The organism is Pseudomonas sp. 382 (genome assembly GCF_002759075.1).
GTDB classification, from domain to species: domain Bacteria; phylum Pseudomonadota; class Gammaproteobacteria; order Pseudomonadales; family Pseudomonadaceae; genus Aquipseudomonas; species Aquipseudomonas vlassakiae.
Genome location: NZ_PEMX01000002.1, coordinates 292,916 through 316,352 on the forward strand (window position 1 = coordinate 292,916; position 23,437 = coordinate 316,352).

Here is a 23,437-nt window from a genome sequence, read left to right on the forward strand (position 1 = left end):
ACGAATGCTAAGCGGCTGCTGGGGTGTTGGACAATAGGCTGTTCGAAAAAAAGAACGAATGGTTGAACACCCTATCCGGAAATGGTCGCTACAGGGTAGACGATCGAGCGGAGGGAAATGTGAAAGGTGGAGGGTTCGCCGTGACATCTTTGGCGCCTGGGAGATCGAGCGCCGCCCGCGCGGCGCATCGCGGGCAAGCCCGCTCCCACATCTGTTTCGGGCCAGTCTCTCCTGTGAAGCCAACAGGGACCGCCTTGTTGGCATGGCAATGCATCTCGGTGGGCGCTGATGCCGCCCCACCTGTCTCCAGTCATGCACCAAGGCGGATCCTGTTGGCGGCACAGGAGAGACTGGCCCGAAACAGATGTGGGAGCGGGCTTGCCCGCGATGCGCCGCGCGGGCGGCGCTCGATCTATGCACCCATACAAAATCTACGTCAGGCCAACCAAAGTCAGAACGCCTTGGCCAGGTCGATCACCAGGGCCCGGTAGCCAACGGAACCCGGCTGGCGGCTGTGCACCTTGAGTTCCACCAATACCTCCTGGGTCCCTCGACGCACTTCATTGAGCACCGTGGTGGTCAGCTTCTCGGGCGTGAGGAAGTTGACCGAAGCCGAATAGATGAACTGGGTATCGGTCTCTGGCCGGTAGGCCACCACCGAGGTCACCGGGCTGTACCATTCGTCGCCACGTTCCTTGCCGTACTCCCAGACTTGCTCGACGGTGCCCTTGGCTTCGTCGATCTTGTATTCCACCGCCCGGCTGTAGTTGCCGCTGAGCCTGGTCGGTGCAAAGTCGCGCCCCCAGCCGTTGTCGAACACGGTCAGCGTGCCTTTGCCGGTCAGCCAGGCAGTGTGCTGGGTCCAGGACCAGTCGAAGCCTTCGCTTGCGACCGGTGTCAGCACTTTCTCACGCAAATGCTGCGGCCAGCCTTGCGGTGAAGCGAGAATCCACTTCACCTGCTTGCCCCGACCGATCTTCACCACCCCTTGATGGCGAGCTGAAACGATAATGCTGTCGTCATCGGCGTCGTAGTCGATGGCATTGACATGGGCCCAGTTGCGCCCGGTGCCCACGCCTGGGGTATCACCGAACGGCAAGTCGCCTTCGGCCAGTTCGTTGGCCAGGCGGTCGTCCTGCTTCTGTACACCTTCTGGCAGCTGGATCGCCGCCTTGCCCAAGGTTTCCAGCAAGTCGCCGCGGTAGGGGTCGAGAATCTGGTTCAGGTCCCAGAAGTCCTGCACGTCGCCGGCTTCGTTGACCTCGATGATGTGGTCTCGTATCGAACGCACCCGCTTGCCGTCCGGGCGCCGATAATCACTGGTGCCGACGCGCAGCAGGTAGGTGCCGTTGGCGGTTTCGCGGATCTCGTGGGAGAAGTCGGCGAACTTGTCCGGCAGGTTGCGCTGCCAGATACGCCGGCCCAGCAGGTCGAACTTGGAATAGGTCTGGCCCTGCCCCCAGATCAGCTTGCCGTCGCGGGTCTGCTGGAAGCCCATGGTCCCGCCCAGGCCGTCGCGGCGGTTGGAGTCGTGGATCTGCTCGATGTCCAGGTACCAACGCACGTCACCGTTGCTGTCGGAGATCCAGTTGTTGCCGACCTGGTCCCATTCCGCGGCGCCGCCCAGGCCGTTCCACTTGAAGGCACGGCCACCGGGAATGTCACCTTGCAGGTGGTTGAACAGGTACAGGCGCTGCTCGAAGCCTGGCGCCACCTTGACCGGTTCGACCTCCGGCAGCGCGGCGGTCTGCTTCGCCACCACTGGCAGGCGCACGGCCGGAGCATAGATCTGGTACTGCTCGCGGATGCGCTCGCCGTCGAGCTTGTAGGTCACTTCCACCTGGTTGACGTAGTCCGGGTACAGGCCGAATACCGGGATACCGCCATAGGTCCACAGCGAGCGCTCGGACACCTCGTAGGCAATGTCCACACCGCGCTCGCCCTTGCCGCGCACCCGCACATGGGCGGCGCTCAGGCTGCGCCCACCGTCGCGGATGATCGCGGTCAGCGGCGCCAGGCGGTACGGGTTGACCACCACATCGCCGAGCAGCGCCTCGGTGCGCTCGGGGACCTTGGCAGTAAGGCAGGCGCCTTCGGGCAGTACTGGGGTTTCAGTCTTGGCGTTCATGGCAAAGCTCCTTTTTACTCAAAAGTCGTAACGGGCGGTGGCGCCGAAGGTGCGCGGGGTACCGAGCACGCCGGCGTACCCACCGTTGGCGGAGTTCCACAGGCTGGTGAAATAGGTCTTGTCGCCGGCGTTCTTCACCCACAGCGACAGGTCGACCACGCCGTCGCCCTGGTCCAGGCGCACACCGGCGGAGAGGTTGACCAGCGCGTAGCTGGGGATCTGGCCGAAGTCGGAATCGTCGATGGTGCCCACCGCCCGCGAGCGGAATGCGTAGCTGGCGGTGACGTAGGGTTCGACGTGCTGGCTGGCCTGCCACTTGTATTCGCCGTTGAGGTTGGCGATGTACTTGGAGGCGCCGACCACCTGGTGGCCGGACAGGTCGCAGGTGGCCGTGGCATTGGCCAGGCTCACCTCCGGCGGGCACGGTGCGTCGTCGTACTTCAGGTAGCGGACGTCGTTCCACGAGCCGTTGAAGTTCACCGTCAGGCCTTTGATCGGCAGCGCCGTGGCTTCGAACTCCAGGCCGCGCGAGCGCACGCTGCCTGCGTTGGCCAGGTACTGCACGCGGTTGATCTGGTCGTAGACGTTGGCCTGGTAGCCATGCACCTCGGTCCAGAACAGGTTGGTGTTGAGCTGCAGGCGGTTATCGAACAGCGTGCTCTTGAGGCCCAACTCGGCGTTGTTGGCCCGCTCGGTGCCGACCAGCAACGAGTCGGTGCCCAGGCGCGGCGCGGCGCCGACGGTGAGGTTGACGCCACCAGACTTCTCGCCGTGGGTCAGGGTGGCGTAGCCGAGCAATTGCTCGTTGAAGCGATAGCTCAGCCCCAGCAGCCCGGAAGGGCTGAAGCTGTACTGGTTTAGGTCGCCCGAATCGTACGCCCCCACCCTGCCCTGGCGCGCAGCGGCGGCCGCACCGGTTACGGCAGCACCACCGGTTGGCGCGTCGCGGGTCACCCAGGCGCTCTTTTCCTCGTAGGTGCCGCGGATACCGGCGGTGAAGTCCAGGCGATCGGTAAGGTGCCAGGTGCCCTGGGCGAACAGCGCGTAGCTGTCGGTATCGATATGGCCATTGCCGATGGTATTGACGTTGGCCAGGGCGCCGGCCGGGGTGATGTTCCAGATGTCCGCCTGGGGGCCGTAATAGGTGAAGGACTTGTTGTCCAGGTCCTGCTTGAAGTAGTACGCGCCGAGCACATAGTCGAAGACGCCACCGGTGGGCGACGCCAGGCGGATTTCCTGGGAGTACTGCTTGTCCCGTACCGACACCCCAGCGCTGTAGAACACCGGCACATTGAGGCCGTCGTCATTACGCGGGGTGAAGTCCCACCAGCGGTAGGCGCTGATCGAAGTCAGGGTGAAGTCGTTGGGCAGGGTCCAGTTGGCCTCGACCGAGGTACCGCCCTGGAACACCGTCACCTGTTGGTCGGCATCGAAGTTGACCTTGCGGTCCTTGCCCGATACCAGTGTCGCCCCAGCCTGGGCGGCCAGGCTTTCGTAGCGGTTGACGCCATTGATGGTCGGCCCGGTGCTGTAGAGGCTGAGGATGCCGTTGTTGGAATCCTCTTCGTTGTACTCACCGATCCAGCGCAGGTTGAAGCTTTCGCTCGGCTTGAACAGCAGCTGGGTACGAAAGCCCTGGCGTTTGCCACCGTTGAGCTCGTCGCCGTTGTGGATGTTCTTTACATAACCATCGTCTTCGGTGTGGTAGGCACTGATGCGCCCGGCCAGCGTCTCGGTGATCGGCCCGGAGTAACTGCCCTGGGTCTGCAGGTAACCGTCCTCGCCAATCGATTGCTGAATGCTGCCCTCGGGGTGGAAGGTCGGTTTGCGCGTGGTGATGTTCAGCACCCCCGCCGTGGTGTTCTTGCCAAACAGCGTACCCTGCGGGCCGCGCAGCACTTCCAGCTGGTCGACATCGAGCAGGTCGAACACCGCCATGCCCGGCCGCCCGAGGTAGACGTTGTCCAGATAGATGCCGACGCTGCCTTCCAGGCCATCGCTGGCCGGGTTGTTGCCCAGGCCACGAATCGAGATGCTCGACTGCCGCGCATGCACATAGGCGACATTGGTGCTGGGCACCAGCTGTTGCAGATCCTGCACACGGTAGATGCGCTGGGTTTCCAGGGTTTCGCTGCTGAGCACACTGATGGGCGTGGGCACGCTCTGCGCGGTTTCCTCGCGGCGGCGGGCATTGACCGTGACCGTGCCGAGCTTGGCTTCCTGCTCCACGGCCGGCGTGGTGCTGACGGGTTCTTCGGCAAAGCTGCCGTTGGATGCTGCCAGCAACACGCCGGCGGCCAAGGGTTGCAAGGTAAAGCGCGACGCGCGCGCAGGCCAACGGGAAAGTCCAGACATGCAAATGCTCCTTGAGGCTGCGGCCCTGGGCGAGCATTTCCGTTGGCGGAACCGAATCGCGGTCAGTTGGGCTTATATTCTTTTAAGAGATATAAATATTTTTAAATCATATTTTGTGGAATAAGTGACTCACTTTATAAGGGGGCTGACCCTCTTCATCAATTGCATTCGACCGAAAGTTTTCATGTAGAAAATGCATATCGACCTACGCCAGCTCCGCCACTTCATCGCCCTTGTCGAGCACCGCAGTTTCGTCGCTGCGGCGGCTGCGGTGAATCTGTCGCAATCGGCCTTCAGCCGCAGCATCCAGACCCTGGAGCACAACATCGGCTGTCGTCTGGTCGACCGTGCCAGCAAAGAGCTTTCACCCACTCGACAGGGCTTGCTGGTGCTCGAGCATTCGCGGCGCCTGGTGCATGGCGCGCATAATCTGGTCAACGAGATTCACCAGTTCAATGGCGCCACCACCGGCGTGGTGCGCTTCGGCTCCGGCCCGGCACCGGCTGGCGGCCTGGTGCCACGGGCGGTGGCGCGCTTCGTGGCCGAGTACCCGGCGGCGCGCACCTGCTTCCAGGTGGATAACTGGCAGGTGCTGAACCGCAAGCTGATCGCCGAAGAGATCGAGTTCTTCGTGGCCGACACACGGCAGTTCGAGTCTGACCCGGATTACCGCGTGCACAAGCTGGCACCGCAACGCTGGCACTTCTGTTGCCGGGCCGGGCACCCGCTGACCGAGCAGGCCGAGGTACGCGCACGGGACGTGTTCGACTACCCGTTGGCAACTACTTTCCGCCCACCGAACATCCGCAAGATCCTCAGCGATCTCAGCGGCCGCCAGGACTTTCTGCCGACGGTGGAGTGCGAGCATGGGTATGCATTGCTGAACGTGGTGATGCATTCGGACACCATTGGCATCGCCTGCAATGCCAACTTGCGGCCTTACCAGATGGAGCGGGGGCTGGTGGCGTTGAAACTGGTGGACCTGGCAGCGGAGCAGGAAGAGGCGTTCTATACCCGCTATGGGGTGGTGAGCCGGGTGGGGTATGGCTTGTCGCCGTTGGCGCAGGGGTTGGTCAGGCAGTTGATTGCCTGTGATACCGAGGTGTAGCTGGCGGGGGCTTCGCCCCCGTTTCGCGACACGAGGCCGCTCCCACATTTGATTGGCGTACGCCGTGCTTTTTGTGGGAGCGGCCTTGTGTCGCGAAAGGGCCGCAAAGCGGCCCCGGCGATATCAGCCTTTACGCGTGGTCCGGCTCAACTGGCCATCAACCCCCACCGGCACTTCACCGGCCAAGGTCACCCGCCGCACCACCCGCGGCTGGGTGCCGTAGTCATCCACCGCATAATGCTGCGTGGCGCGGTTATCCCAGATCGCCACATCCCCCGCCTCCCAGCGCCAGCGCACGGTGTTCTCCAACCGCGTCACATGCCCCTGCAGCACCGCGAACAGGTGCTGCGAGTCCGCCAGCGAATAGCCTTTGATGCGCTTGACGAAGTGCCCCAGCTGCAATGCACGTTCACCACTGATCGGGTGTACCCGCACCACCGGGTGCTCGGTCTCGTAGACGGTCGAGGTGAACACCTTGCGATAACGTTCAAGCTTGGCCGGGTCGACATCGGGCTTGATGCTCGCGTAGTCATATTCGTTGCTGTGCACCGCCCACAGCTTGTCGGCCAGCTCGCGCAGCGGCTCGGGCAGTTCCTGGTAGGCCGCCGCCGTGTTGGCCCAGACGGTATCGCCTCCGGAAGCCGGCGCCACCACGCTGCGCAGGATCGAGGCCTTGGGGTAGGCATCGACGAAGGTTACGTCGGTGTGCCAGGAGTTGGCCCGCTGGCCTTCGGCACCGTCCAGTTGCAGCAGGTAGCTGGTGCCGTCCACCACTGGCACGGTGGGGTGGGCGACCGGCTCGCCGAGCAGCTTGGCAAAGCCTTCCTGGCTAAGGTCGTCGAGGTGGGTCTGGCCACGGAAGAAGATCACCTTGTGCTTCACCAGGGCAGCCTGGATGGCATCGATAGTGGCGGCATCAAGGTCGGCGGACAACTTCAACCCACGGATTTCGGCGCCGATGCGGCCGGCAACCGGGTGAATGTCGAGTTCGAGGTTGTGTGGCACGGAGGCCAGTGCGGCATTGCTCATGGTCGTGGTCCTTGCGGTCATGGTCGGGTTTGGGTTCAGCGGGCGGCCTGCACGGCCTGTTGGTGTTGCAGTGCGGCATCGAGGAAACGCGGTTCGATCCACTCGGAAACCTGGAAGCCACGGCGGATCAGGCGCTCGCGGGCGGCCAGGTCGACGCCCTGCTGCAGCTGGGCAACGAAGTCGGCGTCCAGCCGTGGGTCGAAGTAATGGGCAAGGTCTTCCTTGGCCAGGTCATCGCTGAGGATGCTGCGAGGCCAGTTGGCGTTGCTCGCCACCAGGTCGACATAGGCCTCGCGGTTATGCTCGTCGCGCAGCCAGCTGGCGGCCTGCTCCTGGGCATTGACCAGGCGCTGCACCAGCTCGGGGTATTTGCGAATGAAATCGCCCGTGCCGAGCAACACCGCCTGGGTGCTGCCGGCGCCTGCCAGGTCGCGGGAGTTGACAGGCAGCTCGACCAGCCCGCGCTCACGCAGCGACAACAGGTTGGAAAGCCCCCAGGTGGCATCGATCTGTTTTGCAGCCAGCGCAGCGTTGGCGGCGTTGAAGTCGAGGTTGATCACTTTCAGGTCGCGCTCGGACAACCCCTGGCTGGCCAGCGCGCTGGCGAACGACAACTGGTTGGCGGTGCCGCGGAACACCGCCACGCGCTTGCCCTTGAGGTCGTGCAGGGACTTGATGCCGGACCCCGGCACTACGCCCAGATAGCTCTTCACCCCACGCACCCCGGCCGACAGCACACGGGTATCGAGGCCGTTGGCCTTGCCGACGATCGCCGCCAGGTCGCCCAGGTAGGCGAAGTCGGCCTGGCCATTGGCCAAGGCTTCGTTGACCACGGGGCCTGCGCCCTTGAAGAAGTGCCAGTCGATACGGATGCCGTCTTTGGCAAATTCCTTTTCCAGCAGTTGCTGGTCGCGCAGTACGTCGACCACACCGCCCGCACTGTGCTTGCTGCCGGCGCTGAGGTCGGGCACCGCGATGCGGATGCTTTCCGGCCTGGCCGGCTCGGCTGCGTGGGCGCCCAGGGTAAAGGCCAGACCGAGTGCGGTGATCAGGTGGCGAAGCGGGGTTTTCATGGCAAGGCTCCTTGGCAGGCTGCCACCGGCGATGGCCGGCGCGTTGGCCAGAAGCTAGGCAGGTCTGGTTAGAACCTACAAAGATCAAAACTTCATTTTTCAGTAACGGAAAGACATAAACGAGGATTCATGCGGGGCGCGGGGTGGCTTGCGGGAAACGCATGGAAAATATGAGGAAAACGCAACGGCGAGGGGGTTCCGCATGCATGGCTTGCATGCTCTTATCTCTTGAATATCGCTTGTGAAATTTTTTAATTCCATAAGTGAATAACATTGGAACGCTTCGAGAGATGGCCGATGAATGGAGTTCTGAGCAAAGGGCGGGGTTGGCTTCGCTGGCCACTGCGCGCCGCTATCGCGCCGCATGGCGGCTCCCGCGTGGGCCGCGTGTTGCCATGGGCAGTGCCGGTCTGCATTGCCCTGCTGTGGTGCGTGGCGAGCCAGCAGCACTGGATGAGCGAGCAGATCCTGCCGGCGCCCTCACTGGTGTGGCAAAGCGCGCTGGAGTTTGGCTCCGGTGAGCTTTGGGGGCACTTGTGGATTAGTCTGCAGCGGCTGTTCTGGGGGCTGTTGGCTGGCGTCGGCTGTGGCTTGCTGCTCGGCACATGGCTGGGTACCTCACGCCACGCGCAGACCTGGGTACTGCCAACCTTCGTGGCTTTGGCGCAAATCCCTACCCTGGCCTGGATTCCGCTGTTCATGCTGTTCTTCGGTATCGGCGAACTGCTCAAGCTGGTGGTGTTGGTGAAAGCCGTCGTGGTGCCGGTCACCCTGCATACGCTGGTCGGCGTGCGCGACGCGCAGCCGAAGCTGCGCGAAGCCGCCGCCGTGCTGCGCCTGCCACGTCACCTGTTGTTCCTGCGCCTGCTGCTGCCAGCGGCCCTGCCAGCCTTCCTCACCGGGGTGCGCCTGGCCCTGGCGACCGGCTGGACGTCGTTGCTCGCCGTGGAATTGCTGGCCTCCAGCGAAGGCATCGGCTACCTGATGGTCTGGGGCAGGCAGCTGTTCATGCTCGATCTGGTGCTGTTGTGCATCCTGGTGATCGGTCTGGTCGGTGCACTGCTGGAGCGCGGCTTCTCGACCCTGGAAAAGCGCCTGCTGTTCTGGCCTCAACCGGCCACCGGCGAACAACAGCGCGGGCCCATTCCACGGGGCTGGCAAAGCCTGCTACTGCCAGCGGCTTTGCTGGCGCTGTGGCAGGCGAGCAATAGCTTGGGCTGGATCGACCCGAACATCCTCGCTTCGCCGCTGGATGTGCTGCGCGCGCTGTTCAGCGGGCTGGCCGACGGCTCGCTGCCAGAAGCCATGCTGCTGAGCCTGCAGCGCACCCTGACCGGCCTGGTCCTGGGTGGTGGCGCAGGCTTGCTGAGCGGGTTGCTGCTGGGGCTGTCGCCAAAGGCCGAACGCCTGTTCGGGCCAAGCCTGTCGGCCCTGCGGCAAGTGGCGCTGTTTGCCTGGGTACCCTTGCTCACGGCCTGGTTCGGCCTCGGCGAAGGGGCCAAGCACGTGTTCGTCGGCCTGGCGGCATTCTTCCCGCTGCTGATCGCCACCCAGCGCGGCATCGCCAGCCTCTCGCCACAACTGGGCGAAGCGGCCCGCACACTACGCCTGAACCTGTGGCAACGCCTGCGCCTGCTGGTGCTGCCCGGCGCCGCACCGGCGATATTCGCCGGCTTGCGCCTGTCCTTGATCTACGCCTGGCTGGGCACCATCGGTGCTGAGTACTTCATGCCCTCGGACGGTGGCATCGCCAGCCTGATGATCGGCGCGCAGCAATTGTTCCGCATGGACCAGGTGATGGCCGCAATGGTCCTGATCGGCCTGGTCGGCGCCCTGCTCGGCACCCTCGGCCAACGCCTCGAATCGCGCGCCACGCGCTGGAGAACCGCATGAATGCCTTCAATGCTTCACACCTGCACGCGGCCAATCAGGCCGACACCACGCCGCCGCTGGTCAGCTTCGAAGGCGTCGGCAAGGTCTTCAGCGTCGATGGCCAGCCGTTCGAGGCCATCCGCAACTTCAACCTGGCCATCAACGAAGGCGAGTTCATCGCCATCGTCGGCGCCTCGGGCTGCGGCAAGTCGACCCTGCTGCGCCTGCTGGTCGGGCTGGACACAGACCATAGCGGCAGCATCCGCATCGATGGCCAGGCGGTCAGCGGCATCGGCGGCGAGCGCGGCATCGTGTTCCAGGAGCATCGGCTGTTCCCCTGGTTGACGGTTGAACAGAACATCGCCCTGGGTCTGGTCAACGAACACCTGACCCAGGGCGAGCGCGCCCGGCGTGTGCACGAGTTCGTGCAACTGGTAGGCCTGGTCGGTTTCGAGTCGGCCTACCCGCACCAGCTGTCCGGCGGTATGGCCCAGCGTGTAGCGATTGCCCGCGGCCTGGTGGCCAGCCCGCGCATCCTGTTGCTCGACGAGCCATTCGGCGCGCTTGACGCACTGACCCGCCAGCAGCTGCAGGACGAACTGCTGGCCATCCGCGAGCGCGCCGGCATCACCACCTTGCTGGTGACCCACGATGCCGAGGAAGCCACCTACCTCGCCGACCGGGTGGTGGTGCTGGAGCCGCGCCCTGGGCGGATCAAGTCAGTGGTGGAAATCGACTTGCCGCACCCGCGCCTGCGCACTGGCGTGGCCTTGCATGGGCTGCGCGAGCAGGTGCTGCATCAGATCACTGGCGATGGCGGTTACCTGCCGCCAGCGGCGCGCCGGGTGGAAGGCCTGCGGCCCGAGCTGATCGCGTTGTGATACTGACTTGCATCGCACCTGTGGGAGCGGGCAAGCCCGCGAATCAGGCGACACGGTGGATGGCACGGGCTTCGCCCGTGTTCGCGGGCGAGCCCGCTCCCACAGGGATCGCGACAATTTTCAGAGACTGAGGATGCAAGTCAGCCGAGATCGCGCAGGTAGGTCCAGGGATAGATACCCCGCTCATGCCCATCGCTGAACACCAGCTGCACGCCATACCCCTGCGCCACCACCTGCTCGACGCGCACATCCTCACTCACCAATGACACCCGCCCCTGCAACCTCGCCGCACGGCATTGCGAGCAGGGGCAGGCGCCGCGCAGGCGGGCATGGCTGATGAGCGCTTCGGCATCGACCCATTGCAGCGCCAGCAGCCCCGGCCCACGCTGGTTGCGAATCGCGACTGGGACGTTCATCAGACCGCCCCACGCAATTGCGCCAGGGCAATGCGCACCGCCTTGCGCACTTCAGGATCACTGTCACCCTCGGCCGCTTGCAGCGCTGGCAAGGCGCGGGCCAGGCCCAGTTCACCCAACGCCAGTGCAGCTTCCTTGCGCAGGTTGGCAATGCCATGGCCCAGCAAGCCCGCCAAAGCATCCAGCGCTTCGCCATGACGGAGGCGGCCCAATGAACGGGCGGCGCGCAAACGCACTTGCCAGAAGCCATCGCCCAGCGCCGCCACCAGTGCCGGCCCCGCCTGGGCGTGGCCAACCTTGCCCAACGTCGTCGCGGCTTCTTCGCGTACCTGCCAGGCGGGGTCGCGCAAGGCGCCAACCAGCGCCGGCAGTACCCCGAGGTCTCGAGCAAGGCCCAAAGCGCCAATCGCGGCGCGCCGTACCTCGGTGTCAGGCTCATGCTCAGCCAGTTGCGCCAAAGCCGGCAGTGCCGGCTGGTGTTTGAGCCAACCCAGAATACCCACGGCTTCGCGCCGCACTGCCGCGTCCTGGTCTTCCAGCGCCCGCAGCGCAGGGACGGCGGCGTCCTCCAGACGCAGCTCCCGCAGGGCGCGCAAGGTACTGGCGCGGACAAAGGCATCGGCATGAGTCGTCCACGGCAAAATCAGTTGCCCGGCTTCCGGGGTCTTCAACTCGCTGAGGCTCTGCGCGGCAGCCAGGCGAACTGCTTCTGCACCATCCGCCAGTGCGGCGCACAAGGCCTGTACCACTTCCGGTTCCTCCCAGGCTTCCAGCAGGCGCGCGGCCTCGGCGCGCACTTCGTCGGCGCCATCGACCAACAGGGCGTCGGTCAGCCACGGCAAGGCGTCGGGGTCTTCCAGGTCTGCCAGTTCGATCAGGGCAATGCGCCGCACGCCCGCATCGTCGGCTTCGAGGCGTGGCAGCAGTTCGAGAATCTCGTGGTTGTCGGTGCTTCGTTCGCTCATGGCGCGATCCTTGGCGGCGGATGACAGGGATGAATCAGCGCAGTAGGTACGGGATGTCGACCTTGACCGCACCGGTGGGGCAGTCTTTCTCGCAAGGCATGCAGTACCAGCACTCGTCGAATGCCATGTAAGCCTTTTGCGTGGCCGGGTTGATCGCCAGCAGGTCCATGGGGCAGACCTCGACACAGACGGTGCAGCCTTTTTCGGCGATGCACTTGTCTTCGTCGATGGTCACCGGGGCGCTGCTGCGAAAGAATATTTCCTGGGGCTGGTAGGCCATTTCACGGGGTCCTTGGGGCCTTCGGCCCTCTGTTTCATTCAGGCAGCGTCGGCTTTCACCCGCAGCCGGTCATAGGCGGTCTGTTCCTGGGCATCCAAGGCGATCAGGTAGGGCTCGACAGCCTTCTTGAAGCTGGTCATCTCGCCGTCTTCGCCCTTTTTAAGATGGCAATGGCAGAACCATTCGCCATCGTTGCGCTCGGGGAAGTCCACGCGGTGGTGGTAAAGGCCCCAGCGGCTCTCCTCACGGAACAGCGAGGCCCGCGCCGCCATCTCGGCACAGTCGCGGATCACCGAGACCTCCATCGCCCGCATCAGCTCATGCGGGTTGCTGGCTTTCATCTGTTCGAGATCACGTTCGATTTCGGCAAAGCGCGCCAGGCCGATTTCCATTTTCTTGGTCACCTTTGGCGGCTGCAGGTAATCGTTCACCATGCGCCGAAGCTTGTACTCGACCTGCGCCGGCGGCAGGCCATGCTCACGGTGCAGCGGGGCGAACACCCGCGTGCGTTCGCGTTCGACCTGCCCGGCATCGACCTCGGCCAATTCCCGCTCGGCCACGTACTTTGCGGCGTTCACACCGGCAAACCAGCCGTAGGTAAACGCACCGAGCATGTAGTTGTGCGGCACTGCTGCCATGTCACCGGCGGCATACAGGCCCTTGACGCTGGTCTCGGCCTTCTCGTTGACCCACACCCCCGACGCCGAATGCCCCGAGCAGAAGCCGATCTCGGAGATATGCATCTCGACCATGTGCTGGCGGTAGTCGGTGCCACGCCCGGCATGGAACTGGCCGCGGCTGGGGCGCTCATTGCTGTGCAGGATCTCTTCGATGTTCTGGATGGTTTCTTCGGCCAGGTGGTCGAGCTTGAGGAACACCGGGCCGTTGCCGCCTTCGAGCTCCTGGTGGAACTCCCACATCATCTGCCCGCTCCAGTAATCGCACTCGATGAAGCGTTCGCCCTTGCTGTTGGCGGTGTAGCCACCAAGGGGGCCGGTGACGTAGGCGCAGGCCGGGCCGTTGTAGTCCTTGATCAGCGGGTTGATCTGGAAACACTCGAGGTTGGCCAGTTCGGCGCCAGCGTGGTAGGCCATGGCATAGCCGTCGCCGGCATTGGTCGGGTTCTCGTAGGTGCCCATCAGGTACCCCGAGGATGGCAGGCCCAGGCGCCCGGCAGCGCCACAGGCAAGGATCACCGCCTTGGCCCGTACCACGCGAAACTCGCCAGTGCGGCAATCAAAACCCATGACACCGGCAGCCGCGCCTTCGGCGTCGAGCAGCACGCGGGTGCATACCATGCGGTTACTGATCTCGACCCGGGCGCGCTTGAGCTGGCGATAGAGCACTTTCTTGATGTCGTAACCTTCAGGCATGGGCAGCACATAGGCGCCCATGTGGTGGACCTTCTTCACCGCGTAATCGCCAGTCTCGTCCTTCTCGAACTTGACGCCCCAGCGGTCGAGTTGCTCGATGGTTTCGAAACTGTGGGTGGCATAGGCATGCACGGCGGCCTGGTTGACGATGCCGTCGTTGGCCACGGTGATTTCCTTGGTGTACTGCTCGGGCGTGGCATGGCCGGGAATGATGGCGTTGTTCAGGCCGTCCATGCCCATGCTGATGGCGCCGCTGCGCTTGACGTTGGCCTTGTCCAGCAGCAGTACGCGCAGGCGCTTGTCGTGCTCCTTGGCCTTGATCGCCGCCATCGGCCCGGCAGTGCCGCCACCGATGACGATGATGTCGTAGTCCTGGGTCTCGATGCTCATGCCTTGCTCCCCTTCTGACGGTCGATGCGCAGGCGGTACTGGAAGGCATCGCCGCGGTAATACAGGTGTTCGAAGTCCAGCGGCGTGCCGTCGGCGGCGTGGGTGAGGCGTTCGATACGCATGATCGGCGCGCCTTCTTCCACCTCCAGCGCCTGGGTCAGGTCGCTGTCTGCCAACACCGCGTCAATGGCCAGGTCGGCGTGGCCCAGCGCAATGCCGCAGTCGTTTTCCAGCAGCAGGAAGATGTCGCGGGTGACCAGGTCGGCCTTTTCCAGCTTTTCGCCGACCGCCTTGGGCAGCCAGGTCAGCTCCAGCGACACCGGCTCGCGGTTGATCAAGCGCACCCGGCGGATCTCGGTAACCAGGCTGCCCTCCTCGACCTGCAGCCGCGCGGCGACCAGGGCATTGGCCGGCACATGACGGAAGCTGCGCAGGCGGTTGAGCACCTCGTAGCCCATCTGCGTCATCGACTCGCCCAGGCCCTGCAGGGTGCTGACGTTCTGGAACGCCTTGGGTTTGGCGACGAAGGTGCCTTTGCCGTGGATCTTGAAGATCAGCCCTTCTTTCTGCAGGTCACCCAACGCCTGGCGCACGGTGATACGGCTGACCTCGAATGCCTTGCCCAGCTCGCTTTCCGAGGGCATGCGACTATGCGGTGGATAAGTACCGTCGAGGATGCGCTCGCGCAGCAGTTCCTTGAGCTGGGTGTAGAGCGGTACCGGGGACAGGGGGAGCAGTTCGGCCATGATTCTCTTCGCTGATCGAGTACTTGTTATAACAAGTTGTGACCAGAGGATAGAGGACATAAGAACCGCTAAGGAAATACTGAAATTGCATATGGATAGATGGATTTGTCGCGGCCTGTACCGGCTCTCTCGCGGCTAAAGCCGCTACTACAGACAGCGCAGTACCTGTGGGTGCGGCTTTAGCCGCCAAGGGCCAGGCGAGAAAACAGCGATAGATCAAGGCGATGGACGCCGCCGAATCAGATGGGTATCATGCGTGCGCGTTGCACTCGTAGCTCAGCTGGATAGAGTACTGCCCTCCGAAGGCAGGGGTCGTGGGTTCGAATCCCGCCGAGTGCGCCAATATTCCTAAGTGCTTGTCTTGAGAGACAATATGACAAGCACAGGGCAAAGCAGGCCGTAGAGACATCCGGCGTTGCATTTAAGTGGGGCATCGCAATGGTGCTCCCATGCCCAAGTTTCCCGCTCACATCTCCCCCAATCGCCACGGCACATACTACTTTCGCGTTGTGGTTCCGAAGCCCCTGCGCTCTGCCTTTGGCATTCAAAAAGAGATTCGCCGATCACTCCAAACTGACAGCCTGCGGCTGGCGCTTAGAAAAGCGAGGCAATACTCTGCTAGATATGAAACCGTTTTCGACAGAGCGTTAGACGCCATGAACCAGCGTGAAAACGAATTGAGCCAAGAAGAGATTGAGCGGGCGTTGGAGCTTGCAGATGAGGCCACGGACGCAGCGTTTTCATCTGAATGGGGCCAATGGTCAGATCACAAGTCCTCCACTGAGCCCTCTGAGCCCCATATGACAAACGAGCAGCTCGAAGCTCGCCAGCGCCAACGTGAAGTGGGGCGACTGCTCACGGGCGCCTACAAGCGGCCTATCCCAGATCATTTGCAAACCATCGCCAACCGTTTACTTGACTTGAGCAGTCCCTATCCAGCGACACAGCTTCGCAAAGTACTCCCTGATATTTTGACGGAACTGGTGAGGTCTCAGATCACACCTCCGCAACCGAGCCAGACGCTCTCGACCGTTCTCAAATCCCAAGCGATGACCATGAACTTGTTTGACGTGTGGAGAGAGAAGTGGGAAAACGACGAAACGCTTAATGCAGGAAAAGCAGCAAACACTGAGGTTGCTGAGAAAGGACATGCAACAAGGCTCACGATACTGAGTGAGCGAAAGCCCATCGCCGACCTCACTGCTGAAGATTTCAACCGAATCTACAGACTCATACCTAAAATCAAGCAATCACGTGGCAAACAGCTTTCTGCGAACGCCGAGCTCGATTCAATCCTGGCAAAGCATGGTGAGCGCGCGCTGAGTCCAGCCTCAGCGGAGAAAATTTCAATTTGCCTCGGATCGCTCCATCTATACGCCTACCGTAAAAATTTAAGTACTGTCGATCCATCCTTTACAGAGAAGCCACGGTTTGACCTAACCCCTGCGGGTGTCGAGTCGAAGGTGAGGTCATTCTCAAAGGGTGACCTTAATGCAATATTCTCGGGCTATATCTACGCTGGCAGCGACCTTGGGACAGCGAACCTTGTCTACCCCTATCAATTTTGGCTACCACTGCTCGGTCTCTTCACTGGTGGTCGTCTAAACGAGTTGTGCCAACTCGACACATACGACGTTCAGACCGACGAAGAGACCGGACTTCACTCGATAGTCATAATGGACGACCCGAAGGACAAGCCCTTACCCAAGGCTCTGAAGAACAAAGCAAGCCGTCGCAAACTCCCGGTCCACGATGAGCTGGTACGGATTGGCTTCATCGATTTTGTTGAGTTAGCGCGCAAGGAGGGCCGCGAAAAGCTGTTCTCTGATGGGCTGAAGCACAACCCCAAGAAAGGTTGGGGCTCTAGAGCAACAACCTTTTTTACGCGTATGCCTAGCGACAGCACCAGCTATGCCGGTTACTTTCATCAGGTCGGGATCAGAAAGCGTGATGAAAATGGCGATACCGATGGCAAAAACTTCCACAGCTTTCGCCATACGTTTACAGATTTAGTGAAAAACACTGGTGGCGACGCGGCTGCTCTGCTTGAGGCCTTCACGGGACACGCCAAACCGGGCAAGACTGAGGCTGACAGCTATGGCGTCGGGTTCTATTTAGCTCGAAAACACGAAATCCTGCATACCGTGCATTTTCCAACCGATCTGTCGCACATCACTTATGGAGATTTTGAGCGACGGCTCGGTGCCCAGTTATCGAGAAGCATTGAAGCGCACAGGGTTCAGTTCGGCCTGAACCAAGACGAGTGCTCCTAGTAAATAGATGTCGGCACTCGTCGTGGTCCCCTTTCGACCCGTAGTAGCCCCTCACGCCCAGCGGCAGTCTGCCAAACTCTAAACATAAATCCGTAACCAACAGATAGCTGGCTATGGCACTAATCAGGTTGACGGGAGGTAGGTACACCAGAGCTTCTTATCCTCGGCATTCCTACCGGGCGTCCAATAAACCTCGCCAGACAACTCGTTAGGCACCTTATAGACGAGCTTCGTGTTGAGCTTGATGAGAGGGTTCAGGGACCGCAAACGGATTCCGTAGCCATCGCTCATGACGGTTTCAGTCGTGTCGAATTTGAAATCTTTGTCATCCTTTCTGATGAACAAGCTGCCTTCGAATGGTAGCCGACCTTCGCTATCAGTGTTCTTGAAGGTCGCGTTCACGGTGAGGAATCGCGCATCAGGATCTGGCTTCACGGCGGAGTAGCGGTTGCCGGTGTCTATGGACTTGCTGATGGTGCAGTCATTAACCGTCACATCGAAGTAGCCTACTTGACCATGCATGGCCTCCTGCTTCGCTTTAAGCCCTTTGAGGTAGCTTGTGGCATAGATGTTGTAGCTGTTCGTCGCGGTGTCGCCGATGGCGTCTATACGGCAGAAGAGAGTATCGGTGGTGTCCTTGGTCCACTTATGGTTCTTATTCTGCTCAATGCGCGCATTTTCAGCTACGGCAAGGTCATGGGCCATCTGCAATGCAAGCCCTTTCAGCTTAGCTAGATCCTTGATTTTCAGAACATCGGCATTGAAGTCTGCGCCTTTCCGCCGTGCGTAGAAGTCGGCCAAAATCGCATCTCTACCAAGTGCGAAGCGCAGAATTTGTGCTGTCGAAATGTCCTTCTGGTTAGAAAAAAAGTAGTCGTTCTCTTCTTCTGTGAGATTGGATCCATCGAACGTTACGGCTGAACAATTAGGCAATTCAGCCTTCGTTGTGTCCTTCTTGGCAGTGGCGGCAGAGGCGAAGCCGGGTATCGCGAGACTGATCATCAGAGCCAAGGCAAGGCGGCAGCGGCGCATTTCCAATCCTTTGTGCAAGTGGTGTGATGGGCGAAGCCTATTCGTATGGCATGTGGCTATCAACTGTGTCGCCCCGCATTTTATAGACGCGCTCGAATGGCTACTTTTGGCCTATTCTGCCTGTCACATCTAACCGTAATCGATCCAGAGCTGGTGGAGTCGCTAGCCCACCAGGCAGGTGAACCCGCTCTATTAGTCGAATATTTTGCAGTACAACAATGGATTCGAGTTGATGGTCAAAAAATTAGCCAGCAGGGGGCCTGCGTCGAACAACGGGGGTGGTAGTCGCGGGGACGCTTGGCTTGTGCGCTGTAGGTGCTACACGTGCTCTGGTCGAGTGTGGTTCAGTCGTTTTCCCCTTTCTCTGCTTTGAACTATTAGATAAAGTTACCAATTCTGATCGTTTTTTGGCGTGGTGCGCCGGAATCTGTTGGGCGACATCATCCTCTACAAAGGGATGAAGCATGACCTTAACCTTATGCGTTTGGGTGGCTTTGGTCTCTCCGCCGATGTCAACGACAAACAACTTTGCACCTGCCTTAGCTGTTGCGTCTAAGGCGAAGGTGACCTCCAGCTCCACATCTCCCATTTCAAAAAATGGATCTTCTTTATCCACAGCGGCACGGAGTTCCTGTTTAACCTCCTTGATGAAGTCCACAAGGCTGATCATCCCTTTCATTGCTTAACTCCATCCGCGAAATTGTTTAAGACGCCACACCCATTGGGGGGCATTACCGCGATCCGAGAGCTCATCAATTACTCTGCGCCTGCGCTAGGTGGCTAGCCTCGAACCGGGATTCAATTCCTATCACGAATTAGCTCCACAGTCTAAACGGCTCGCATAAGCAGCAGCGCGAACGCTACGCCCGATGACTGCTTATGGCCGTAATCTGCCTGTGGCGGAGGGCCGCTATGGGTCGAACACGGTCATCACCATTCCGCCTCGCATCATAAAACGACCGTTAAACGATACCGCTCGTCGCCCTACCTAAAGGTATCATCTAAATATCGTTTCACAGTTTATGATCCCTTGCTATTGTGATGCTAGGTTTGTTGATTCCAACGAGGAAATGCCTAATGTCCCGCACCTTCCTTTACGCCAGGGTCTCTACAGCCAATCAGTTCACAGAGAACCAGTTGCAAGAAGTCAAAGCCGCCGGGTTCGACGTGCAGGCAAGCAGAGTCGTTGAGGAGACCGTTTCGGGCAGCGTCTCGGCGAAAGAGCGCCCAGGTTTCCAAAAGCTGCTTGACCGCATGGAATCGTCAGACGTGTTGATAGTGACCAAGCTTGACCGACTAGGCCGCAATGCCATGGACGTCCGAATGACGGTTGAACAGCTCGCCTCAAATGGAATCAAGGTGCACTGCCTGGCTCTGGGGGGGGTAAACCTAACCTCAGCAGCCGGCAAGATGACGATGCAAGTCTTAGGGGCGGTTGCTGAGTTTGAACGAGACCTACTTGTCGAACGAACTCAAGCAGGCCTCAAACGCGCCAAAGCGGAAGGAAAGCGTCTTGGACGCCCTCAGGCAACCAATACCACTGCGGAAGTGCAGCGATGCAAAGCGCAAGCCATGAGTCAAGCGGAGGTAGCTGCCAGGACTGGATTAGGGATCGCCACGGTAAAGCGTCACTGGAACAAGGTCTAACCCATTGGCCTTGCATGTTCTTCAGTCAGATGAGGCTTACAAAATGCCCGGAAAGAAAGTCACCCCAGATCAAGGCGCCCAAGCAGCAATTTTGCGAGAAGCGGGATGGACAATCTGCGCAATTGCCGAACGACTTGAACTGAGTATCAGCACTGTTCAGCGTCTGCTCAAACGGCACAAGGTGGTCCCAGGTGCCTCAGCCAACGCTCTGATTCAAAAAGCACGAGAGGAGATGCTGAATACCGCATTTTCTCTGGATACCGTGCGGCAACTAGCCGCTTCTAACGCCCTAGACGATCTTGCTTTGATCCAGAGAATCCGGACGAAGCTGGCTGAATCTTTGGATGCGCTTGATCCAGCAGCACCAACCGCATTTAGGTCGCTAGCAGCAAGCGCGACAGCGTTGAAGCTAACGCAAGACGTTGGCCGCCGAGCCCTACCTCTTGAGAAGCTGGCGGAGTCGCTAGAGATTGAAGAATTACCCGAGCTACAAATCAGATTCATGACAGAAAACGATGTCGCCATCATGCGAGCCCAGCAGCGATTGGATGAGGCAGAGTTAGCGGGCGATGACGAGGCAATTGCTGATGAGTTGGGCACCATTGCGTGGCTTCAGGAACAGGATCAGCTCAGGCCCCCAGAAGAAGGTGTCCTCCGTTAGCCTGACCTATGCTTGAATGGATCCTGACCTGTCCTTTTGTCAAAGCCTTAGAACTGTGTAAGGCAAGCCAAGCCCCTGGTGACAGCCAGTACAAGAGGATTTTGAAAATCTGGGCGATCAATGAGAGGGACTTCTGGTGGGTGAAGAAGAACAGATCACCGAATCAACATCCCCCACCACGAGTACCCCTGACCCGGTAGGGAGTGGCGGTGAGGCTGCGGTTCTGCAAAAACCCGTAAAAAAGCGTACTCGCAAAAATCCCGCAAGCCTAATAGCTATGGTGCGTGCAAAGGATTTTTCGAAAAATAAGAGAAGTATATTAAGGACAGATACTCCTCATCAGCCTGAGAAAAAACTGAAAGCGAACACTCTCCTAGTCCGACCTCCTCCCTTGTATGAGGAGTTGGGACATTGGAGGGCATTGCATGAGTTTGACAAATTGGCCGCAGCAGCAGAGCCGCTTGAGCGTATTGCTACCGCAAGGGGTTGGGATCTGCGGACCTTCACTCTGATTCTCACTGAAGCATTAAGCGACCGAATTGATGGAGGTGATGAGTCAGCCCTGGAGTACATACGGGATCAAATGACCCGGCTCGTCTCCAATGCAATCGGTCCAGGGGCGGAGTTTCTGTATGGGGTGGAGAAAGCGCCAGCCGTGCTTTCCGATCCATCAAGCCGGAGACGCTGGCATCTGCATGGGTTGATGATTGGACCTCCCGGATTTTCTGCACAAGGAACAACCTCGCTAAGAAAAAATCTGCGATCTCTAAAAGGCGAGGCAGATGCAGACCTCATGTTCAAATCTCCGGGCAGAGATTCTGACTCAGACATCAGGCAGTCAGCGGCGAGGTGGTGCTTCTACGCTTCTAAGAACGGCTTGTCTGTTCACTACGATCCATCGCTAGCTGAGGAATATGACTTACCCAAGGGAAAACAGACTTTCATCTCTGCTCGACTGAAGAGGGAAGCCAAACGCTGGCACGAGGGAAAACTGAGTGGGTTGAAGGTCTCAGAGCTACTTGCAACAGCTCCTGCTGGGCTCTATGAGCCGAACGGCATCGCATAGGCAGAGGGAGTACGGCTACCTATACGGATGCCCGGAAATCAGTTTTTAACAGCTTTAGTGGTCATTGTGCAGTTGGTGGAGGCTTTGAACCACGGGTTGTCGGAATCACAAAACGCCAATGGCGTCATTGGAGTGCCGTTGATCGACCATCCCCCTGAAGGACTTCTCTCACGAATGTCCTGAGGCTCCACCAGTCCCGAGCATATCTTGTCCGAAACTAGAGCCGCCCCTTCCCCACCAAATGCAGGCCGGCTATACGTGTCAGCGCTATAGGCCCGGACCATCTCAATGACTACACAGGTGCTGTCTTTCTTCGGCCCCGTGTTCATGAACTCACATTTGGCCTCCCCGCTCATTTTCGTGCTGCAAGTCGCCTTCATTTCCGCAAAAGCGCCAGCAGAGGCCACCAAGCAAAACGCAGCGATCATCGTTTTTTCCATCATGGATCACCCTGTTTCGTGAGTTAAAAGGATCACGGATACTGCTGAATACGGTGCACACGACCTTCATCGGTCAACGTCATGCTAACTATAGTATGTCGAATCGTAGTATGCATCGCGCCACATTGGGTGCATGAGCAATGAGAAAAGCCCTCCCCCCTTGATCGATACCTTTGCCACCAACCTGCGGCGCCTTCGCTTAGAGCGAAAGCTGTCCCAAGAAGAGTTGGCCGAACGCGCCGGTGTCCATCGGACATACGTAGGGATGCTCGAAAGGTCCGAGAAAAACGTCACCATCCTCAATATCGAGCGTATTGCACGAGGGTTGGATGTATCTCCCGAGATTCTGTTAATCCGCCCGGCCGAGTAAGGAAGCGCTTCCTGAGGTAGCCGCAGCGAGCACGGATACTCGCCTCAGGAAGCATCTAGGAGAAATCAATGGCCCGAATTGCCCTGCCTCAAAACCTATCACTCACTGAGGCGATCAATTTCTGTAACAGATTATGGGAAACCCCATCTGATACGAGATACGAATTCGACTTCCATCGGATGGGTATGGTGGAACCATTCACTATGGCCTATGTTGCAAACGAGCTAAAACGATTCCGCAGAAGCAGAGAAGAAGCTCATTTCACAGCCCTAAACTTTCATAACCATACGTACCCTGCACACATGGGGTTTTTCCAAGCATTTGGGTTGAAGCACGGCAATGCTCCGGGTCAGGCAAGCGGCAGTTCGACCTACATTCCCCTTACGCTTCTAAATGTCGCAGGCATCGAAAGTGAGGCTGCTGAGAGAGCAGTGAACCCTGGAGACGTGATTGAGGAAAAAGCCGCACAGATAGCTCAGTTGCTCGTTAGGCAGGCCCAAGGCAGTCTCGTTGACACACTGACATTCTCTATTCGCGAGATCATGCGCAACGTCGTTGAGCACTCCGGATCAGAATTCATCGAGTATTGCGGCCAATACTGGCCCAGTCGAAATATGGTTGAGGTCGCGATCCTCGACGTAGGGAATGGTGTCCGATACGGCTTGAGAGAGAACCCTTACCTCAACATTACATGTGATCGCGATGCGTTGCATTTGGCCCTTCTACCTGGGGTGTCTGGCAAAATGTATCGAGGTGTGAGAAGGCGTCCTAACGACGCTTGGCAGAACTCCGGCTTTGGTTTGTACATGACCAGTAGAATTTGCAGAGCTGGCGGGAGCTTTTTCATTGCTAGCAATGGAGCTGGCATTATCCTCGATTCGGCAGGCAAACAAGATCGTCTGACCTCCTACCAAGGGACAGCCCTGCGTTTGCGCTTCAACACGCAATCACTCACAAATCATGACGAGATGCTGGCGCGGTTTCGTCGACAAGGTTATGAAGCTGCTCGTCAGTTTGCGGGCGATCAGGCTATTGAGCCGTCCTTAGCGTCAACGATGTTGGCGAGAGACTTCCAAACGTCGTGATGCCACCTACCGGTGAGTGGAATTGCTCAGACGTGTGCTTAGGCTTGTTGCAGCTTATGGGTTCGAAGCTGTAAATTTGAATGCGACATTAACCAGCCCCTCCTAGGCGCGACCACCCAAGGTTTTTCGGCCTTTGAATCAAGGTAAGCAGTGAGGCGAGGTCGAATCCCGCCGAGTGCGCCATATCAGAAAAGCCCTGGGAGCATGCCCGGGGCTTTTTCATTTGTGCGACATGTCGCGTTTCTGG

At 59.7% G+C, this 23,437-nt stretch carries 21 protein-coding genes and 1 tRNA gene; 11 read left to right on the plus strand and 11 right to left on the minus strand.

Annotation, left to right across the window (positions count from 1 at the left end; genetic code table 11):
- Positions 1-451 precede the first annotated feature (451 nt).
- Complete coding sequence (locus tag CQW31_RS04390) at positions 452-2,128, minus strand: aryl-sulfate sulfotransferase (RefSeq protein WP_099813865.1); 1,677 nt, start codon at positions 2,126-2,128, stop codon at positions 452-454.
- An 18-nt stretch (positions 2,129-2,146) separates the two neighbouring features.
- Positions 2,147-4,483, minus strand: a complete 2,337-nt coding sequence (locus CQW31_RS04395) for a TonB-dependent receptor (protein ID WP_099813866.1) — start codon at positions 4,481-4,483, stop codon at positions 2,147-2,149.
- A 193-nt stretch (positions 4,484-4,676) separates the two neighbouring features.
- Here CQW31_RS04395 and CQW31_RS04400 point away from each other — a divergent pair, with 193 nt between their 5' ends.
- Complete coding sequence (locus tag CQW31_RS04400) at positions 4,677-5,591, plus strand: LysR family transcriptional regulator (RefSeq protein WP_099813867.1); 915 nt, start codon at positions 4,677-4,679, stop codon at positions 5,589-5,591.
- Between the two features lie 123 nt (positions 5,592-5,714).
- Here CQW31_RS04400 and CQW31_RS04410 read toward each other — a convergent pair whose 3' ends face one another.
- Both CQW31_RS04410 and CQW31_RS04415 read right to left on the minus strand, forming a co-directional pair.
- On the minus strand, positions 5,715-6,620 hold the full coding sequence (locus CQW31_RS04410; protein ID WP_099813869.1) for a TauD/TfdA family dioxygenase: 906 nt from the start codon (positions 6,618-6,620) through the stop codon (positions 5,715-5,717).
- A 35-nt stretch (positions 6,621-6,655) separates the two neighbouring features.
- On the minus strand, positions 6,656-7,693 hold the full coding sequence (locus tag CQW31_RS04415) for an ABC transporter substrate-binding protein (RefSeq protein ID WP_099813870.1): 1,038 nt from the start codon (positions 7,691-7,693) through the stop codon (positions 6,656-6,658).
- Positions 7,694-7,990: 297 nt separating this feature from the next.
- Between CQW31_RS04415 and CQW31_RS04420 the strand changes: the two genes are divergently transcribed.
- Positions 7,991-9,586: an ABC transporter permease gene (locus tag CQW31_RS04420; protein ID WP_249342213.1), complete on the plus strand. Its 1,596-nt coding sequence runs from the start codon at positions 7,991-7,993 to the stop codon at positions 9,584-9,586.
- Positions 9,583-10,446 carry an ABC transporter ATP-binding protein gene (locus tag CQW31_RS04425; RefSeq protein ID WP_099813871.1) on the plus strand — a complete coding sequence of 288 codons (864 nt, stop codon included), beginning with the start codon at positions 9,583-9,585 and terminating at the stop codon, positions 10,444-10,446. The genes CQW31_RS04420 and CQW31_RS04425 overlap by 4 nt, the downstream gene beginning before the upstream one ends.
- 140 nt (positions 10,447-10,586) lie before the next feature.
- Here the strand turns inward: CQW31_RS04425 and CQW31_RS04435 are convergent, their stop codons facing one another.
- From CQW31_RS04435 to CQW31_RS04455, 5 genes are read right to left on the minus strand one after another with little or no spacing between them, the layout of a single operon-like run.
- Positions 10,587-10,862, minus strand: a complete 276-nt coding sequence (locus CQW31_RS04435; protein ID WP_099813873.1) for a gamma-butyrobetaine hydroxylase-like domain-containing protein — start codon at positions 10,860-10,862, stop codon at positions 10,587-10,589.
- On the minus strand, positions 10,862-11,827 hold the full coding sequence (locus CQW31_RS04440; RefSeq protein ID WP_099813874.1) for a HEAT repeat domain-containing protein: 966 nt from the start codon (positions 11,825-11,827) through the stop codon (positions 10,862-10,864). The genes CQW31_RS04435 and CQW31_RS04440 overlap by 1 nt, the downstream gene beginning before the upstream one ends.
- A 34-nt stretch (positions 11,828-11,861) precedes the next feature.
- Complete coding sequence (locus CQW31_RS04445) at positions 11,862-12,107, minus strand: ferredoxin family protein (RefSeq protein ID WP_008096634.1); 246 nt, start codon at positions 12,105-12,107, stop codon at positions 11,862-11,864.
- A gap of 38 nt (positions 12,108-12,145) precedes the next feature.
- Positions 12,146-13,870, minus strand: coding sequence for a fumarate reductase/succinate dehydrogenase flavoprotein subunit (locus CQW31_RS04450; RefSeq protein WP_099813875.1), 1,725 nt, complete (start codon positions 13,868-13,870; stop codon positions 12,146-12,148).
- Positions 13,867-14,616, minus strand: coding sequence for a GntR family transcriptional regulator (locus CQW31_RS04455; protein WP_054887078.1), 750 nt, complete (start codon positions 14,614-14,616; stop codon positions 13,867-13,869). Before CQW31_RS04455 ends, CQW31_RS04450 begins: the two co-directional genes overlap by 4 nt.
- Positions 14,617-14,881: 265 nt before the next feature.
- On the opposite strand from CQW31_RS04455, the gene CQW31_RS04460 reads away from it, so the two are divergent.
- Together CQW31_RS04460 and CQW31_RS04465 are read left to right on the plus strand one after the other, a co-directional pair.
- A tRNA-Arg gene (locus tag CQW31_RS04460) sits at positions 14,882-14,958 on the plus strand.
- 107 nt (positions 14,959-15,065) lie between these two features.
- Entirely contained in the window at positions 15,066-16,889 is a 1,824-nt protein-coding gene (locus tag CQW31_RS04465) for a site-specific integrase (RefSeq protein WP_099813876.1), read from the plus strand.
- A 123-nt stretch (positions 16,890-17,012) separates the two neighbouring features.
- Here CQW31_RS04465 and CQW31_RS04470 read toward each other — a convergent pair whose 3' ends face one another.
- On the minus strand, positions 17,013-17,921 hold the full coding sequence (locus CQW31_RS04470; RefSeq protein ID WP_070085837.1) for a DUF4352 domain-containing protein: 909 nt from the start codon (positions 17,919-17,921) through the stop codon (positions 17,013-17,015).
- A 244-nt stretch (positions 17,922-18,165) separates the two neighbouring features.
- Positions 18,166-18,600 carry a trypco2 family protein gene (locus tag CQW31_RS04475; protein WP_070085838.1) on the minus strand — a complete coding sequence of 145 codons (435 nt, stop codon included), beginning with the start codon at positions 18,598-18,600 and terminating at the stop codon, positions 18,166-18,168.
- 398 nt (positions 18,601-18,998) lie between these two features.
- On the opposite strand from CQW31_RS04475, the gene CQW31_RS04480 reads away from it, so the two are divergent.
- From CQW31_RS04480 to CQW31_RS04500, 6 genes are all read left to right on the plus strand, one after another.
- Complete coding sequence (locus CQW31_RS04480) at positions 18,999-19,568, plus strand: recombinase family protein (RefSeq protein WP_099813877.1); 570 nt, start codon at positions 18,999-19,001, stop codon at positions 19,566-19,568.
- 4 nt (positions 19,569-19,572) lie between these two features.
- Entirely contained in the window at positions 19,573-20,229 is a 657-nt protein-coding gene (locus CQW31_RS04485; RefSeq protein ID WP_371858358.1) for a helix-turn-helix domain-containing protein, read from the plus strand.
- A gap of 136 nt (positions 20,230-20,365) precedes the next feature.
- Positions 20,366-21,295, plus strand: coding sequence for a hypothetical protein (locus tag CQW31_RS30860; protein ID WP_143524206.1), 930 nt, complete (start codon positions 20,366-20,368; stop codon positions 21,293-21,295).
- A gap of 288 nt (positions 21,296-21,583) precedes the next feature.
- Entirely contained in the window at positions 21,584-21,757 is a 174-nt protein-coding gene (locus tag CQW31_RS31130; RefSeq protein WP_158238175.1) for a hypothetical protein, read from the plus strand.
- 138 nt (positions 21,758-21,895) lie between these two features.
- Positions 21,896-22,105, plus strand: a complete 210-nt coding sequence (locus CQW31_RS04495) for a helix-turn-helix domain-containing protein (RefSeq protein ID WP_370738705.1) — start codon at positions 21,896-21,898, stop codon at positions 22,103-22,105.
- A 68-nt stretch (positions 22,106-22,173) separates the two neighbouring features.
- Complete coding sequence (locus CQW31_RS04500) at positions 22,174-23,190, plus strand: hypothetical protein (protein ID WP_070085919.1); 1,017 nt, start codon at positions 22,174-22,176, stop codon at positions 23,188-23,190.
- Positions 23,191-23,437 lie beyond the last annotated feature (247 nt).